The organism is Marinitoga lauensis (assembly GCF_004135675.1).
Classification (GTDB): domain Bacteria; phylum Thermotogota; class Thermotogae; order Petrotogales; family Petrotogaceae; genus Marinitoga; species Marinitoga lauensis.
Genome location: NZ_QHLX01000002.1, coordinates 38,886 through 53,915, shown reverse-complemented (window position 1 = coordinate 53,915; position 15,030 = coordinate 38,886). Strand labels below are relative to the sequence as shown.

General features: G+C 26.2%; 20 protein-coding genes and 4 pseudogenes. 19 read left to right on the top strand and 5 right to left on the bottom strand.

Annotated features, from left to right (window positions below):
• Positions 1–7 precede the first annotated feature (7 nt).
• Positions 8–507 (top strand): annotated as a pseudogene (locus DJ007_RS03160) (biotin transporter BioY).
• A 316-nt stretch (positions 508–823) separates the two neighbouring features.
• Here the strand turns inward: DJ007_RS03160 and DJ007_RS03155 are convergent.
• Positions 824–2,352: pseudogene (locus tag DJ007_RS03155) on the bottom strand (IS1634 family transposase).
• Positions 2,326–2,427, bottom strand: a pseudogene (locus DJ007_RS21000) (IS1634 family transposase N-terminal domain-related protein); the annotation flags it as partial. The pseudogenes DJ007_RS03155 and DJ007_RS21000, both read right to left, overlap by 27 nt.
• Positions 2,428–3,205: 778 nt before the next feature.
• Between DJ007_RS21000 and DJ007_RS18755 the strand changes: the two are divergent.
• The 10 genes and pseudogenes from DJ007_RS18755 to DJ007_RS03115 all read left to right on the top strand — a co-directional run bounded on the left by DJ007_RS18755 (position 3,206) and on the right by DJ007_RS03115 (position 9,434).
• Complete coding sequence (locus DJ007_RS18755; protein WP_276318634.1) at positions 3,206–3,361, top strand: ATP-binding cassette domain-containing protein; 156 nt, start codon at positions 3,206–3,208, stop codon at positions 3,359–3,361.
• Positions 3,362–3,446: 85 nt separating this feature from the next.
• Positions 3,447–4,049, top strand: coding sequence for an AAA family ATPase (locus tag DJ007_RS17025; protein ID WP_438268383.1), 603 nt, complete (start codon positions 3,447–3,449; stop codon positions 4,047–4,049).
• The gene (locus tag DJ007_RS03145; RefSeq protein ID WP_129408298.1) at positions 4,033–4,671 is read left to right on the top strand and encodes an ABC transporter permease; all 639 of its coding nucleotides are present in this window, start codon (positions 4,033–4,035) and stop codon (positions 4,669–4,671) included. The genes DJ007_RS17025 and DJ007_RS03145 overlap by 17 nt, the downstream gene beginning before the upstream one ends.
• A 25-nt stretch (positions 4,672–4,696) precedes the next feature.
• Entirely contained in the window at positions 4,697–4,975 is a 279-nt protein-coding gene (locus tag DJ007_RS03140) for a hypothetical protein (protein ID WP_129408297.1), read from the top strand.
• 166 nt (positions 4,976–5,141) lie between these two features.
• The gene (locus DJ007_RS03135; protein ID WP_129408296.1) at positions 5,142–6,701 is read left to right on the top strand and encodes an ATP-binding protein; all 1,560 of its coding nucleotides are present in this window, start codon (positions 5,142–5,144) and stop codon (positions 6,699–6,701) included.
• 358 nt (positions 6,702–7,059) lie between these two features.
• Complete coding sequence (locus DJ007_RS14525) at positions 7,060–7,200, top strand: hypothetical protein (protein WP_165973976.1); 141 nt, start codon at positions 7,060–7,062, stop codon at positions 7,198–7,200.
• A gap of 2 nt (positions 7,201–7,202) precedes the next feature.
• Positions 7,203–7,688, top strand: coding sequence for an ATP-binding cassette domain-containing protein (locus DJ007_RS03130; protein ID WP_129408295.1), 486 nt, complete (start codon positions 7,203–7,205; stop codon positions 7,686–7,688).
• Positions 7,685–8,425 (top strand): hypothetical protein, encoded by a 741-nt coding sequence (locus DJ007_RS15375; protein WP_206076055.1) that lies wholly within the window; start codon positions 7,685–7,687, stop codon positions 8,423–8,425. Before DJ007_RS03130 ends, DJ007_RS15375 begins: the two co-directional genes overlap by 4 nt.
• 32 nt (positions 8,426–8,457) lie before the next feature.
• Positions 8,458–8,637, top strand: a pseudogene (locus DJ007_RS03120) (ABC transporter permease); the annotation flags it as partial.
• Positions 8,638–8,711: 74 nt separating this feature from the next.
• Entirely contained in the window at positions 8,712–9,434 is a 723-nt protein-coding gene (locus DJ007_RS03115) for an ABC transporter ATP-binding protein (protein WP_129408294.1), read from the top strand.
• Between the two features lie 86 nt (positions 9,435–9,520).
• Here the strand turns inward: DJ007_RS03115 and DJ007_RS17020 are convergent, their stop codons facing one another.
• From DJ007_RS17020 to DJ007_RS17010, 3 genes are all read right to left on the bottom strand, one after another.
• Positions 9,521–9,979: a hypothetical protein gene (locus DJ007_RS17020; protein WP_240739235.1), complete on the bottom strand. Its 459-nt coding sequence runs from the start codon at positions 9,977–9,979 to the stop codon at positions 9,521–9,523.
• Positions 9,980–10,083: 104 nt separating this feature from the next.
• Positions 10,084–10,770 carry a hypothetical protein gene (locus DJ007_RS17015; RefSeq protein ID WP_240739234.1) on the bottom strand — a complete coding sequence of 229 codons (687 nt, stop codon included), beginning with the start codon at positions 10,768–10,770 and terminating at the stop codon, positions 10,084–10,086.
• Positions 10,771–10,811: 41 nt separating this feature from the next.
• Complete coding sequence (locus DJ007_RS17010) at positions 10,812–11,111, bottom strand: hypothetical protein (RefSeq protein ID WP_240739233.1); 300 nt, start codon at positions 11,109–11,111, stop codon at positions 10,812–10,814.
• Between the two features lie 271 nt (positions 11,112–11,382).
• Here DJ007_RS17010 and DJ007_RS18750 point away from each other — a divergent pair, with 271 nt between their 5' ends.
• The 8 genes from DJ007_RS18750 (at position 11,383) to DJ007_RS14520 (ending at position 15,030) form a co-directional block, all read left to right on the top strand.
• A complete protein-coding gene (locus DJ007_RS18750) occupies positions 11,383–11,514 on the top strand; it encodes a hypothetical protein (RefSeq protein ID WP_276318633.1) in 132 nt (43 codons plus the stop codon).
• Positions 11,515–12,079: 565 nt separating this feature from the next.
• Positions 12,080–12,259 (top strand): hypothetical protein, encoded by a 180-nt coding sequence (locus tag DJ007_RS03105; RefSeq protein WP_129408293.1) that lies wholly within the window; start codon positions 12,080–12,082, stop codon positions 12,257–12,259.
• 323 nt (positions 12,260–12,582) lie between these two features.
• Complete coding sequence (locus tag DJ007_RS03100) at positions 12,583–12,906, top strand: radical SAM protein (protein ID WP_129408292.1); 324 nt, start codon at positions 12,583–12,585, stop codon at positions 12,904–12,906.
• Between the two features lie 14 nt (positions 12,907–12,920).
• Complete coding sequence (locus tag DJ007_RS03095; RefSeq protein ID WP_129408291.1) at positions 12,921–13,349, top strand: radical SAM protein; 429 nt, start codon at positions 12,921–12,923, stop codon at positions 13,347–13,349.
• A complete protein-coding gene (locus DJ007_RS19865; protein ID WP_129408290.1) occupies positions 13,268–13,543 on the top strand; it encodes an SPASM domain-containing protein in 276 nt (91 codons plus the stop codon). The genes DJ007_RS03095 and DJ007_RS19865 overlap by 82 nt, the downstream gene beginning before the upstream one ends.
• Complete coding sequence (locus DJ007_RS18745; protein ID WP_276318632.1) at positions 13,540–13,665, top strand: hypothetical protein; 126 nt, start codon at positions 13,540–13,542, stop codon at positions 13,663–13,665. Before DJ007_RS19865 ends, DJ007_RS18745 begins: the two co-directional genes overlap by 4 nt.
• Positions 13,666–13,817: 152 nt before the next feature.
• Positions 13,818–14,885 (top strand): radical SAM/SPASM domain-containing protein, encoded by a 1,068-nt coding sequence (locus DJ007_RS03085; protein WP_129408289.1) that lies wholly within the window; start codon positions 13,818–13,820, stop codon positions 14,883–14,885.
• Positions 14,869–15,030 (top strand): hypothetical protein, encoded by a 162-nt coding sequence (locus tag DJ007_RS14520; RefSeq protein WP_165973975.1) that lies wholly within the window; start codon positions 14,869–14,871, stop codon positions 15,028–15,030. Before DJ007_RS03085 ends, DJ007_RS14520 begins: the two co-directional genes overlap by 17 nt.

Here is a 15,030-nt window from a genome sequence, read left to right as displayed (position 1 = left end):
GTGAAACATGAAAAGCAAAATATCTTTATTGGGTTTATTTACAGCCTTTTTAATTGTTACATCTTGGATTAAAATACCAACACCTTTTGGGGTTCCTTTTACATTACAGGTTTTTGGTATTATATTGACTGTATACTTTTTAAAAAAAGAAGCATGGAAAGCAGTTTTAATATATATATTGCTGGAGCAATAGGACTGCCTGTTTTTGCTGGATTTGCTGGAGGGATTTCAGTTATTTTAGGCCCAACTGGAGGATATATAATAGGATTTTTACTCTCAACATTAGTAGCGTTTTTGCCTTTTGAAAATATAATAAAAGGTTTTTTAGCAATTATTGTTATTTATATTTTTGGCGTTTCTGGACTTATGATTAAATTGGATATTAATGTTATAAAAGCATTGAAAATAGGATTTTTACCTTTTATATTATTTGATTTGTTAAAAGTAGTATTGGGTTATTATACATATCAATTGACAAAGAAATATGGTATAAAAAGCGAGGCGTAAGCCTCGTTTTTTATACATTTCTTACCATGTAAAATAAATTGGCTTTGGTGGTTTGAGTGTATAATTAACAATTATCAAATATACAATAAAAAATTAACAATAAAAATATATCAATTGATATAATAAAGATGTAAATTTATTAAATTTAGGAAAACAAAAAATTACATTGAATTCATATTAATGTCCTGAGTTTGACACTATTATTATCAACAAAATTCTAAAAAGTAGAATTATTCAAAAAAATAGCTATTGTTAACTTTTTATAAAAAGAGAAATTAGCCACACACCTCCTCCTTTTTGGCTTTTCATGCGTGTTTTAGGAGATTATTTTTTTAAATTCATCTAATTCCATCATTTTTTTCGGTTTTTCTATTTTTAATGTTTTTAATATGGCTTTTTGAAAATCGTTTAAATTGGCTCTTAATGCAAATAATTTGTCTTTTAATCTTATTTCAGAGTATTCCATTTTTTTATAGCTTCTCTTATTTTTTCATGAGAGTATTCAATATTATTTTTTTCCAGTTCTAATTCTAATGTTCTTTGAATTATGTAAGATATGAAACTCATTACAATATGTCCTTTTATTCTTTTCGGTGTCCAATGAAATACCGGTCTTGTTTCAAGATAATTTTTTAATGTTCTAAATGTTTCTTCTACTTTCCATAATGTATGATATTGTTCTAATATTTCTTTTGGCGATAGTTTTGTGTTTGTTATTATTCCATAGTATCCATCGTATTTTTCATCATTTTCTATTTTTTCTATGTCCAGTATATAATTTTGTTTGTTCTGTTCTTTTAAATATTTTTTCGCTCCTCTTTTACTTTTGGAATCTATATTTCCTTCTTCTAACATTTTTTTCGCTTTTTCTATTAATCGTAGTCTATCTGCTCTGTCTTTTTTGGCTCTTTCTTCTGAATATATTATGAGTAATCTTTTATTTTCATATTCTACTTCTCTATATTTTATTCCTTTTGCTAGTTCTATGAATTCTCCTTCAAATATATTTACTTTTTTTATTTGTTTTATTGATTTTCCTACTATGAATTCATAATTAGAATTTTCTACTACTTCTATATTTTTTTTACTCATCATTCCTCTATCTGCTACTACTATTACTTTTCCTAATTGATATTCTTTTTTCATTTTTTCTATTGAATCTTTGAATGTATGCCCTTCGAATGTATTTCCTGCATATATATCAAAACTAACTGGCATTCTATCTTGATCTATTGACATTCCTAATACTACTTGCGACTCATTGAATTTCTTATCTTTTGAATATCCCATTTGTAATATTTCATTTGTTTGTTGTGTTTCAAACGCTAATGTTGTTACATCGTAAAATACTAAATCTACCGTTGTATTAAACAAACTTATCCTTTGATTATACATATGTTTTTCTATCGACTCTTTATTATCTGCTAATATATCCAATGTTCTGTATAACCAGTGCAACATTACATCTTTTTCTTCCAGGTCTTTTTCTTTTTTAACTTCCACTTTGTTATATCCAAAATACTCTAAATTATTAAATATTCCCAATTTACTCTTCGGTTCTACTATTCTATTCATCACCATTATTTTTAACATTTCTTCTGCATTGTATTTTATTTCTTTATCCAGTCTTTCAAAATATCTTTTCATCTCATATCTTTCAAATATCTTATTTACTATTACTTTGGCTCCGTAATTTCTTCTTGCTATTTCTTCCATTAAATCATCTTCTATTTTTTCATATTCATCTATTTCAAATATTTTAAAAAGACTATCTACAAGTTTTGTTATATCTTTTTTACTATACTTATCTATATTTCCAAAATTTATTACTGTATGCTGTTTCACTTTTCCATTTTCTCTTTTGCTTTCCATTATCCTTAAATATCTTTTTCCTTTCACTTTTGATATTTTAGGATACATTTTAAAACATCTCCTTTCAGTGGTTGTCATATATATTATACCACCAAAAGGACTAATATATTACTAATTATAGTTAATTCTCTGTAACAAAAGTTAGCCACACAATTTTTCGACTTCCTGAAAAATACACGCCTCAAACCCGCATTCTACCGTTCCATTTCCCTTAAAATCGCCAAATTGCTGTCAAAGGCAGGAAAATAGGATTTTTGCCTTTTATATTATTTGATTTGTTAAAAGTAGTATTGGGTTATTATACATATCAATTGACAAAGAAATATGGTATAAAAAGCGAGGTGTAAGCCTCGTTTTTTATACATTTCTTACCATGTAAAATAAACTGGCTTTGGTGGTTTGAGTGCATAATTAACAATTATCAAATATACAATAAAAAATTAACAATAAAAATATATCAATTGATATAATAAATATGTAAATTTATTAAATTTAGGAAAACAAAAAATTACATTGAATTCATATTAATGTTATTGTTTTTTTTTTTATTTTGATAAAATTATTGCGAACTGAAAATTAAAATAAATTTTATTGTAGAATAGATGAAATTTAGTCTATTGAGATTTTTTTGAATATTAAAGTTATAAAATTCACATTTTGCATCGGAAATATTATTTTGAATGGCAATGTCATAGAAAGAATTATAATTGAGTTGCAAATTATATATTATTTCATTTTTGATTTACCGAGGAGGGATATATATGGAAATAATAAAATTCAAAGGAGTAAAAAAGCGATATTATAGCGGGCAGAAGCAATAAAAGGAGTGGATTTTTCAGTAAGAAGAGGAGAAATAATAGGAATAATAGGTCCAAATGGTGCAGGAAAAACCACATTAATAAAATTAATACTTGGTTTATTAAAACCAACAGAAGGAGAAATAGAAATATTTGGAAAAGACATAAAAAACATAAAAAATTAGAAAAGAATAAAATAGGTATGGTGCTTGACACCCGGGATTATATGATGATTTAACAATAGAAGAGAATATAAGATTCTGGCAGAAAGTGTATAAGAAGAGCAATAATGAAATCTGGGATTTAATTGATAGATGGAAATTAACAGAAAAGAAAAAAACATTGGTAAAAAAGCTTTCAGCAGGAATGAGGCAAAAGGTTGCAATATTAAATTCATTATCGCATGATCCTGAATTAGTAATAATGGATGAACCCACATCAAACCTCGATCCTGAAGCCCGAAGAGACATAGTGGATTTTTTAAAAGATTTTAAAGGAACTGACAAATCATTGATAATAACATCACATGATTTATTTGATATAGAAAGGATATGTACAAGAATAATATTTCTCAGGAAAGGAAAAATTGTAGTTGATGGAACATTAAAAGAAATGAAAAAAGCACTAAAAATAGAAGATAAAGTAAAAATTATAGTTAGTCAAAAAATACCTGAAAAAATAATAAGAGAAAACAACATAAATATATCTGATGAAAAAACAACCATTATACCGGAAGAAAAGGTTGATAAAATATTGGAAATATTTAGAAAAGAAGGAATTGAGGTAAAAAGAATAGAAGACGAAAAAACAACACTTGAAGACATGTATATATCAATTGTCAGGGAGGATGAAGAAAATGTGGGCTATAATTGAAAAAGAATTAAAGACTTTCTTTCGTAAAAAGAAAGAAAGAAATATATTTTTTATAGTAATGATAATATGGGCAGTAACACTACACATAGGTAAAAAACATTTATATAATCCATATTTTACTGTAGGTGTATTAGTTTCTTTTTTTATTCCATATATATATGGCTGGATAGCTTTTTACGAGGAAAAAAAGAATAAGAATCTTTTATATTTATTATCTTCTCCACTTGATATAAAAGAGATATTTGCAGGAAAAATCATAGCTTTATTTATATTTACAGTAGGTATAGAAATTTTACTTATAGCAATAGGGATGATAATAAATCCATTTAGTGCAGGAATATATCCAACAGTTTCGGATTTAATCACATTGATTCTTACAATACCTGTAGGAATGACAGTAATAAGTGCAATATTAGGAGTTAGTATTATGATCATAGATAATCCGTTTATAATAAAAATAGCGATATTTTTATTAATTTATTTTTTTGCATTTAAGGGTGAAAAAATAAAGAATATATTTATAATATCAGAATGGTACTACATATTATTTGGAATATTACTGACAATAGGGATAATATACCTGACACCATTTCTTCTTAATAAGGAAAAAATATATGATTGAGACCTATTAATCCGGAGGTAGTGAAATGGAAAACATAATAGAATTTATAATAGTGTTATATATATTGATGAAATATAATACGAAGTTGACATTAATTGCACTGACAAAAGTAGCAGATGTATTCATATTCGATGAAGCAACGGCACATATAGATAAAGAAATAAAAGAAACAATAAAGAGGATAATAAAAGAGGAATTAAAAGACAAAATATGTTTTATAATAACTCATGAGGATGATTTTGATGAAGCAGGGGATAAAATATTAAAGTTAAAAAACATTGAAGAGGTTTCAATCTCTGAATAAATGGGGCGAAAGGCAACGCTTCACTTCGCGAAGCTAAACTCTTCGCTATGCGAAAGGTTTAGGATTCGCTCATATTATTTTTTCTTATTTTATTGTGTCAACAGTCTAACGGAGTTCATTGAACTCCATTTTTTATATGATATAATTAAAACAGGAGGTGGAGTCGATGAAAAAATTGCCAATAGGGGTACAGGATTATAAAGAATTAATAACCGAAAATTATATATATGTGGATAAAACAAAATATCTATATGATTTAATGACAAGTGGAAAATTTTATTTTCTATCTCGACCAAGAAGATTTGGAAAGAGCTTAACAGTATCAACATTATATTATATATTCAAAGGTGAAAAAGAGTTATTCAAAGATATTTATATATATGACAAATGGGAATTTAAAGAATATCCAATAATAAAACTGGATATGTCTGATAATAATTTGAGCTCATATGAAGAATTTATTAAATCATTATATGATAAAATTAATGAATTATATAAAGAACAGGAAATAGAACCAACAACAGATGATTTACCAACGATGTTTGGAAACTTAATAACTGGATTAAGCAAAAAACATAAAGAAAGAGTGGTAATATTAATAGATGAATATGAAGCGCCAATATTAGAACATCTAAACAATAAAGAAGAAGCAGAGAAAGTAAGAAGATTTCTAAGGGAGTTTTATAAAAAAATAAAAACAAAAGACGAATATATAAAGTTTGTATTCTTAACTGGAATAACGAAATTCACAAAAACAGGAGTATTCTCTGCATTAAATAATTTAAACGATATATCATTAGATAGTGATTATTCACAAATGTTAGGATATACGCAGGAAGAATTGGAAACGTATTTTAGCGACCATATAGAACAAACATCAAAAAAAATGGGAATAAGTGAAGAAGAATTATTAAAAGGATTAAAAGAATATTATAATGGATTTTCATTTGATGGAGAACATTATGTATATAATCCATTTTCAATATTAAACTTCTTTCAAAAAAAGAAGTTTAAAAATTATTGGTTTGAAAGTGGATCTCCATCATTCCTATATGAATACATAAAAAACAGAAAGATAACCTATGAAGATTTAGTAAAAGAAACAGTAAGTGCAATGGATTTCTCAACAAGAGAAATAGAAGATGCAAATGCAAACATATTTTTTACACAGGCAGGATATTTAACCTTCAAAGGAATAAAAAAATTAGGATTAAAAGAGAAATATATACTTGATTATCCAAACATAGAAGTAAAAAGCAGTTTCTCAAGATTAATATTAGAAGCAAACTATGGATTAAAAGGATTAGATGAAGCAGAAAACATAATATATGAAAAAATATACAACAATGATATAGACGGATTAATAGAAGAAATAAAAAAAGTAATAAGTGCAATACCGTATAACTTACATCAAAAAGAAGAAAGGTATTATCACTCATTAATATTTGCAATACTGGCAATAGCAGGATTAAACGTAAGAGCAGAAGAAATGACAAATCTTGGAAGAAGCGATGTAGTATTAGAATTCAATGAAAGAGTATATATATTCGAAGCAAAACTGGACAAAAGTGCAGAAGAGGCGATAAAACAGATAAAAGAGAAGAAATACTATGAAAAATACAAAGGAAAAGAAATATATCTTATAGGAATAAACATAAATTCAGAAAAAAGAAATATTGAGGATTATATTATTGAAAAAAGCACTTCGCTTCGCGAAGGGTTTTAGTAAAAATATTTTTATTATAAATAAAAAAACTAAAAACACTTCGCCATGCGAAGTGTTTTAGGAATAATTATTATATGAAAAAAATAATTTTTACTTTGCAAAAGAGACCATAAATAGTTTTTATGGTCTCTAAAATTTTTCAATAATAGAATCAAGAAAAATTCTTTCATTATCTTCAAAAGAATAATAGCCTAAAGCAACTCTTTTTTGACCAAGACCATATTTAATTGCAAAATTTTTGATTTTGCCTTAAAATTCTTCACTTTCTTAAAAAGCTCAATTATGAGTTTTTTTCATGAAGAAACGGTTCAGATTACTGTGGAGGCTAATTAAAAATATTCTTTGAAGAGGTGACAATATGGATGCAGTTGTTATGGAAGGCATTTATTTTTATTTTAATGATGGACCAAAGATTGTTGAGAATTTCTCGATGAATATAAGTAAAGGAGAATTTGTATATATAAAAGGTTCAAATGGTTCTGGAAAAGTACAATATTGAAAATGGTTGGAGGAATAATTAAACCAAAAAGGGGAAAAATAAAAATTTTAGGGAAAGAACCGTATAATGAGCCAGAAGTGTTAAAAAGTGTAGGGATGGTAGTTGATGGTATGGGGCTATATAAAGAATTGAGTTTGAAAGAAAACATAATGTATTTTGCAAAAGAAAAAGGTCTTACATATAAACATACAAAAAAAGAAATAGAAAAATACGAAAAATTCTGGGATATAGATTTTGATAGAAAATACAAAAAATCTTCTCATGGTATGAGAAAAATAGCAAAATTAACATTTTCATTGATAAGTGAGCCGGAAGTATTGATATGGGATGAACCAGAACTTGCTCTTGACCAGAAAAGAATCGATATATTGTTAGAAATCCTTAAAAATTATAAAGAAAAAGGAAAAACATGTATAATTGCCGGAACGAATCCTGAAATTTATAAAAACCTCGTTGATGTAATAATAGAAAAAGAGGTGATTTTATGAAAATTTTATTCAAATACAAACACTGGATAATTATTCAATCGATATTTTTAATTGTAGGCGTATTAACAGTTTTTGTTTTAAAAGCAAGTGGTAAAATAGTAGGAGATCAGGTAGCTGGTGGATTAGCAATAAGTATGCATTTTATATCCAATACACAGGAATTATTAATTCCAATATTAATGTTAATGTTAGCAGATATAGCGTTTAATATAGAATATGTAGAAGGAACATTTATAACGCATTTGTTATGTGGTAAAAGCAGAACAAAATGGATGTTAAATAGACTATGTAATTTCTATCTTTTTATAATTTTGCAATTTTTTATAGCGTTTGTTTTAATAACCTTTGGTGCAGGAATAATAACAGGTTCATTTACATTTGGAACAGTGGAGATTAATGAAACTCCTGGATTAATGGAAATTATTTCTCCAATAATTATAAATATCTTAAAAACACTGACATATATGTCCTTTGCAATATTGATGACCACATTTTTGCCAGGAAAACTAATGTTAGGAAGTATTATATCAGTTGGAATAATCTTTGTTACAATGAAGATAACAAATATCTTGATGACACTATTTCAGGAAAATAAAATATTAAAAATCATAGTAGATATGATATGGCTAACAGAATCAAAAATAGCATTTATTTATGGAATAATATGGATTGCATTATTTACATATTTATCCATAAAGCGTATAAATAAAATAATTATAACCAATCAGGGAATTTGATGTAATTAAAAGCAAAAATAACAGGTGAAACTATGAAAATAATAAAAAAGTTTTTGTATTTTTTAACAAGAGACATATTAATATGGAAAAGCTATAAAACACAGGCAGTGTTGGGAATACTGAGTGGATTTCTGGGATTATTACAATTTGGATTCATGGGCAGGTTTATAGCTCAGGGCAATTACTTTCCCATGATTGAACTATATGACGGAATATACTGGTTTAAAAAAAGTTTTGATAAAGCCAGGAAATACGGTACAATATCGCAATATTAGGAAGTGAAAAAATGGAAACAATAATAGAAATAAAAAATCTGACAAAAATATACAAAAATGGAATAAAAGCATTAAAAAACATAAATCTTACAATAAACAGAGGAGAAAAAATAACAATATTTGGACCTAACGGAGCAGGAAAAACAACATTAATAAAAACAATAGGAATGTTTATAATACCCGATGATGGAGAAATAAAAATAAAAGGAGATGACATAAAAAAAGAATCAAAGCAAATAAAAAAATTAATATCAATAGCAACATCAAATGAAAGGTCGTTTTACTACAGATTGAGTTTAGAAGAAAATCTAAACTTCTTTGGAATGTTAAATAACCTAACAGGAAAAGAATTAAAAAAGAAAGTGGAAAAAGGATTAAAAGAGATGGGATTATACAAAAACAGAAAGATTAAATATATGGAAGCATCAACAGGAATGAAAAGGAGATTGAATTTAGCAAGAGCATTAATAAAAGAAGCGGAAATATATTTATTGGATGAACCGACAAATGGAGTGGATATAGAAACAAAGATAAAGATATATGAAATAATGGAAGAATTATCCAAAAATGGAAAAACGATAATATTGGCGAGTCATGATGTTAGTGAAATAGAAAAAACAGATAGAATAGTGGTATTAAAAAAAGGAGAAATAACAGCAGACAGGAAAACAGAAGAATTACTGGAAAAAACAACAAGGAAAAATGAAGAAAGATTGTTGGAATTAATAAAATGAAGCGAAAGCTTTTTGCTTTGCAAATATTCTTCACTTCGTGAAGCAAAACTCTTCGCTATGCGAAGTGTTTATAGTTTTTATGGTCTCTAAAATTTTTCAATAATAGAATCAAGAAAAATTCTTTCATTATCTTCAAAAGAATAATAGCCTAAAGCAACTCTTTTTTGACCAAGACCATATTTAATTGCAAAATCTTTGATTTTGCCTTCAGAATAAGGTATAATTGGCCATTTAATATCATATCGAACACAATTTCTCAAAAACACATCAAATATCCTCATTTCCTCATCATTGAGTTTGAAATAGTGAATAATAAAATCTTTGATATTCTTCGCATTTTTAAAAAGCTCAATGATGAGTTTTTTTCTTCCAATAAAAAATGTTGAAACATTATGTTCAAGTATTTTGAAATATTCTTGGTTCAATAATCTTTTTTCCGCTTCTTTCACGTCAAAATCTGATACCATCAAATTAAAAAAATACATCTTCTCATAATCACCTGAGAAGTATTTAATGATTTTATCTTTATCTCCTTCAAAAATCAATCTTAAAACACGACTCTTTGTAAAATGTGGTTTTTTTATTAATGCTGTATATGTTGAGAAAAATAAAGGTATAATAATAATATTTTTTAATTTGCTAAATTTTACTATTGAATAATTAAATAATTTTTTTGGTGTAGTTTATAAAATTCATTTTTAATAGCATAAGGTTTTATGGAAGTATAATTTATTTTTTTTGAATTTATGATTTTTAATATGCTTCTTGAATTTATAATTTCTTTTTTGACTCTTAAATCTGCATATTTTAAAATATAATTTTTTAATTCATTAGTTATATTATAAGTTGATGAAGAAATATCTGGAATAAAATGGAAAAACTGTTTTTTTATTTTAACTCTATTTAATTTATTCAATTTAATAACAATATTAGATATATCAAATATTGTGATATCATTATTGCTTTTTTTCACTTCAAAAACGGTATCAAACCAGTTATATATTTTAGATAAATCTTCAAAATAATAACCAATATAATATTCCAATAAATCAGTTGTAATCAAAGCTTTCTTTTTATCTGTTTTTCTTATCCACCATGCTGCTCCATTTAAACCATTGCAAATCATTGTAGGATGAGGAAATTTTTTAGAAAGAAAAAAGCCTTCAATAAAATTTTTATATGCTTCTGAATACTCTTCTTTCTTAATCAAATCTCTTGCTTTTGAATAACTCAAAATAGCTCTATCCAAATCATTTTCAGTGTAATTGACTGAATAAACTTTAAAATTATCAGTTATATTATGCGATTTATTGAACAAATTCAAACCTGGTAACATTAAACATCTTGCATATGATGGAAGTTTATCAAAATTATTTTTTAAAATATTAATTTCTTTTTTGCGTAATTAAATTTTCCTATTTTAGTGTATAAAGAAACAAGTTCGAATCTTGCAAGTTCTCTTAATATTGTTGTTGTTGTTGTTGTTGAAATAGTTTTATTAGCATAATCGATAGCTGAATAATAATCTCTTTTCCACTTGGATTTTAATAAAGAAATATAATATTTTAATGAAATATCGTTAATATTGTTTTCTATATAATTCACAATTGGTTTTGAAAAACTTCCGTACTCGACTATATCAATAATACTTTTAAGAAACATTTTATTAATCTTCATGTACTATCACCAACCAAAATGTTACATAATTTACTAAAATTTAAAATTGAAATTCTCGCTACTTTTTAGAAAGTGAAATAAAAATAATTATTTATATAAAATATACTATTAAAACACATTATATAATTCACAAAATAATGTTACATAAACCCTATAACAGAAATGTAATTTCATTGCAAAATTAAAACCCTGATAAATAGGGGCTTGTTAACATTGGGTAATAGTTGAAAACCATGTTAGAATTGCTAAAATAACAATTGGAGGTGATGGTATGAAAAAAATAGTGCTTTTATTTATTACTCTTTTATTAATTTCAACAAATATTATTTTTGCAGGCGATAATGAGGATAAATATAAAACCGATTCAACCAATCCTCAAATTCAAAATGAGATTTCTGAATAAAAAACAACTCTATACTCAACTGGTTTATTAATATTATAACATATGATACTTTTGTAATATAATGTGGTTTTATAAACTAAAATTAAAATTTTTCAGCCGGCTGTTAACCAGTACTGGAAAAAACAAATTTAAAGAGGGGTAAAATGGAGTTTTTGAATCATCCGAATAATGAATATCAAACAGATTTTTGTGATAAAGATCAGAACTGTAGTTCATGCCATAATGGTGGATGCGAACAGAATCAAAGTTGTAATCCAAGTTGTGAACCAGATTATGCATGTCCACCAATTAATCCTTATTGTATTCCTATTGGATAAGTAATAATTTTAAAGGGAGATAAAATGGAATTTATTAATAAACCTATTGACAAATCAAATAAAGAATTAGATTTTTGTGAAAAGAATATAAATTGTTCATTTTGTTTTAATGATATGTGTGAACATAATAAGAGTTGTAATAATTAAATTTATGTGACAAGCTTTACCTCCTGTATCGAATTCAGGGAGGTAAAGTATTTAGAATTATAATAAAATTCGAATAATTTTAGAAAGATAGGAGGAATATTGTGGAATTTATTAGTAATCCAAAAATGGGATATAATATAAATAATTGTGGTGAAGTAAACCCTAACTGCGGAGTATGTATTGATGGAGGATGCGATTCATGTTTAGGAACATGTATGGATACGTGTATTCCACCAGATTCAATGTGTACCAATTGCATGGCAGGTGGAAAAAATGTATAAAGAATCATATTACAATTACTTTTTAGAAATAGATAAAGTTCCGGTATTGGTCAATTTAAGAACAGGAGCGATAGCAGAAGTAAAACATGAAAATGTTCAAAAATAAAAGAAATATTAAAAGGAAATATTGTTGATAAGGAATTATTTGAACAGTTAAAATATGGTGGATATATTATAGAAAAAGAATATAATGAATATGAAGAAATAAAATTGAGAAATTACAGAGCACGATTTGATAATTCTCGAGCGATGTTTACAATAATTCCAACTTTTCAATGCAATTTTGATTGTGTATATTGTTATGAAACAAAAAGGAATAAATAATGACAATAGAAAAAGCAGAAGAAATTGCAGAATATATAATAAACAGTAGCAAAAATAAAAAAACAATCTCAATAGGTTGGTTTGGTGGCGAGCCATTGATGAATTTCAAGGCAATTGAATATATAAATAAAAAAATAATAGATGAAAGTGAAGCAGAACTATTTTCATCAATGTCATCAAATGGATACTTATTGAATTATATAGATGTATCAAAATTTGACGAATTAAAAATAAAAAATGTTCAGATAACCCTTGATGGAATAGAAGAAACACATGACATATACAGACCATTAGTTGGTGGAGGAAAAACATTTAAAAAATAATAAAAGGAATAGAAATGTTATTTGAAAATACAAAAGAAACCAATGTATCAATAAGAGTAAATGTAGGTCCTGAAAATTATGAAAGAATTGAGGAATTATTTGATTATCTGGAAAAATTTCCAAAAGAAAGAATGAAAATATATTTTAGATGGATATTCCAGGCATCAGAAAGAAATGAAGAATTTCATATACATGTAAGGGACTTCAGAAAAGAAAATTCATTTACAAAACTCTCAAAATTATATGAAATGGCAATAAATAGAGGATTTAAAGTAATGCTGCCAATATTAAATGGAGATATGTATTGTGAATTTGACAACGTATATAATATGGTGATAGGACCCGAAGGAGAAATATATCCATGTACAGTTGCAGTAGAAGAAGGGATGGAATTCGGGAAAATAGAAAACGGGAAAATAAAATTAGAAACAAAAAACATTTAAAATGGCATAGTTATAATGGGTATGAGGATAAAAAATGTAAAGAATGTAAAATATTACCGTTATGTCATGGAGGATGCAGAAATGCTGCACTTCGTGGAAGTAAAGGTTGTCCTGAAGAAAAAAGAGAAACAGAAAGTTTTATAAAATTATGGTATAGAGTAAAAAATTTTGAAAAAAAGATGGTGGTTAAATGAAACCTTCGCAATATAATACATTAATAGAAAAAGAAGACGGTAGTCTTCTTCTTTTTAATGGAATGACCAATGCAATATTGAGAATAGAAAAAGAAAAGAGTGAAAAAATTAAAAAATTCTAAATGAAAAGCTTATAAAAAAAGAGGATAATGACATAAAAATATTAAAAAAAGGCGGATTTATAATAGAAGATGACAGAGACGAATTAAGCGAAATAATAGCAAAATATAAAAATTTTCAATTTTCAAATGATTACTTTCATCTAACAATAACAATGACAACCAATTGTAATTTTAATTGTAAATATTGCTATCAAAGTCAGGCAAAAGAGATAAGCGTAAAACCATTTAAGATAAACAGCATAAAAGAAAATACAATAGATTCCATAATAAAACTGATAAAAGAAAACATAAAAGAAAGAAAGCCAAAAATATTCAGCGTAACATTTTGGGGTGGCGAGCCATTACTGGAAAAAGAAAAAATAAAAAATTTAAGTTGGGAAATAAAAAAAATATGCGAAAAAGAAAAAATTGAATATGACCCGTTTATAATAACAAACGGATATTTATTGGATAAAAAAACAATAGAAGAATTTAAAAATTCTGGAATAAATAAATTAATAATAACGCTTGATGGAACAAAAGAAGAACATGACAGATTAAGAGTATTAAAAAATGGAAAAGGAACATTTGAAAAAATATATGAAAACATAAAAATAGCAGCAAAAGAGCTTTTTGTAAAAATAAGAATAAATGTATTTCCGCATAATATAAAAAGTATAAAAATGTTAATAGATAAAATAGCGGCGGATAAATTAAAAGTAGAGATAGATTTAAGACAGGGTGAAATGGCAGATAATAATAAACTAAAATCATTTACAATAAAAGAATTTGCAAAAATGGAAAGCGAATTATATAATTATATAATAGAAAAGCTAGAATATTATAACTTCAATCCATTTTTAAAAATAAATCAGGCAAGATGCGATGCACCAAGTAAAAATTCACTGGTAATCGATGCAGACGGAAAATTATATAAGTGCTGGGGTGAAATAGGTGGTATTTCAAAAGAAATAGGAGAATTAAAAGAAAACGGACAACTGGAATTAAATTACAGAAAAAATATATGGCTCGCAATAGATCCATTTGATGAAGAATGTAAAAATTGTAAAGTATTACCATATTGTATGGGTGGATGTATATTGGGTAAAGTGCTGGCAGAAAAATATGGTGTAATAGAATATGGCAGAGAAAGATGTCTTCCAATAAAATATAATTTAGAAGAAATGGTATTATTAACAGAAAAAACATACAGGAGGCGAAAAAATGGAATTCGTAAATGAGCCAAGAGAAGAAAGTTTATTTTCATTTTGCGATATGGGAAAAGACAAAGTAGAAAATTGTGATGAATGTAGCAATCAAGGATGTGAACAAAATGCTGGATGTAAAGGAGAAGATAAAGGATTCTGGAATTGGTGTGATGATTAA

Bases quoted from the DNA above. Each gene is read 5' to 3' on its own strand.
- DJ007_RS03145 (WP_129408298.1), top strand. From the start codon at position 4,033: ATGTGGGCTATAATTGAAAAAGAATTAAAGACTTTCTTTCGTAAAAAG.
- DJ007_RS03140 (WP_129408297.1), top strand. From the start codon at position 4,697: ATGGAAAACATAATAGAATTTATAATAGTGTTATATATATTGATGAAA.
- DJ007_RS03135 (WP_129408296.1), top strand. From the start codon at position 5,142: ATGAAAAAATTGCCAATAGGGGTACAGGATTATAAAGAATTAATAACC.
- DJ007_RS14525 (WP_165973976.1), top strand. From the start codon at position 7,060: ATGGATGCAGTTGTTATGGAAGGCATTTATTTTTATTTTAATGATGGA.
- DJ007_RS03130 (WP_129408295.1), top strand. From the start codon at position 7,203: ATGGTTGGAGGAATAATTAAACCAAAAAGGGGAAAAATAAAAATTTTA.
- DJ007_RS15375 (WP_206076055.1), top strand. From the start codon at position 7,685: ATGAAAATTTTATTCAAATACAAACACTGGATAATTATTCAATCGATA.
- DJ007_RS03115 (WP_129408294.1), top strand. From the start codon at position 8,712: ATGGAAACAATAATAGAAATAAAAAATCTGACAAAAATATACAAAAAT.
- DJ007_RS17015 (WP_240739234.1), bottom strand. From the start codon at position 10,770: ATGTTACCAGGTTTGAATTTGTTCAATAAATCGCATAATATAACTGAT.
- DJ007_RS17010 (WP_240739233.1), bottom strand. From the start codon at position 11,111: ATGAAGATTAATAAAATGTTTCTTAAAAGTATTATTGATATAGTCGAG.
- DJ007_RS18750 (WP_276318633.1), top strand. From the start codon at position 11,383: ATGAAAAAAATAGTGCTTTTATTTATTACTCTTTTATTAATTTCAACA.
- DJ007_RS03100 (WP_129408292.1), top strand. From the start codon at position 12,583: ATGACAATAGAAAAAGCAGAAGAAATTGCAGAATATATAATAAACAGT.
- DJ007_RS03095 (WP_129408291.1), top strand. From the start codon at position 12,921: ATGTTATTTGAAAATACAAAAGAAACCAATGTATCAATAAGAGTAAAT.
- DJ007_RS19865 (WP_129408290.1), top strand. From the start codon at position 13,268: ATGTACAGTTGCAGTAGAAGAAGGGATGGAATTCGGGAAAATAGAAAA.
- DJ007_RS18745 (WP_276318632.1), top strand. From the start codon at position 13,540: ATGAAACCTTCGCAATATAATACATTAATAGAAAAAGAAGACGGTAGT.
- DJ007_RS03085 (WP_129408289.1), top strand. From the start codon at position 13,818: ATGACAACCAATTGTAATTTTAATTGTAAATATTGCTATCAAAGTCAG.
- DJ007_RS14520 (WP_165973975.1), top strand. From the start codon at position 14,869: ATGGAATTCGTAAATGAGCCAAGAGAAGAAAGTTTATTTTCATTTTGC.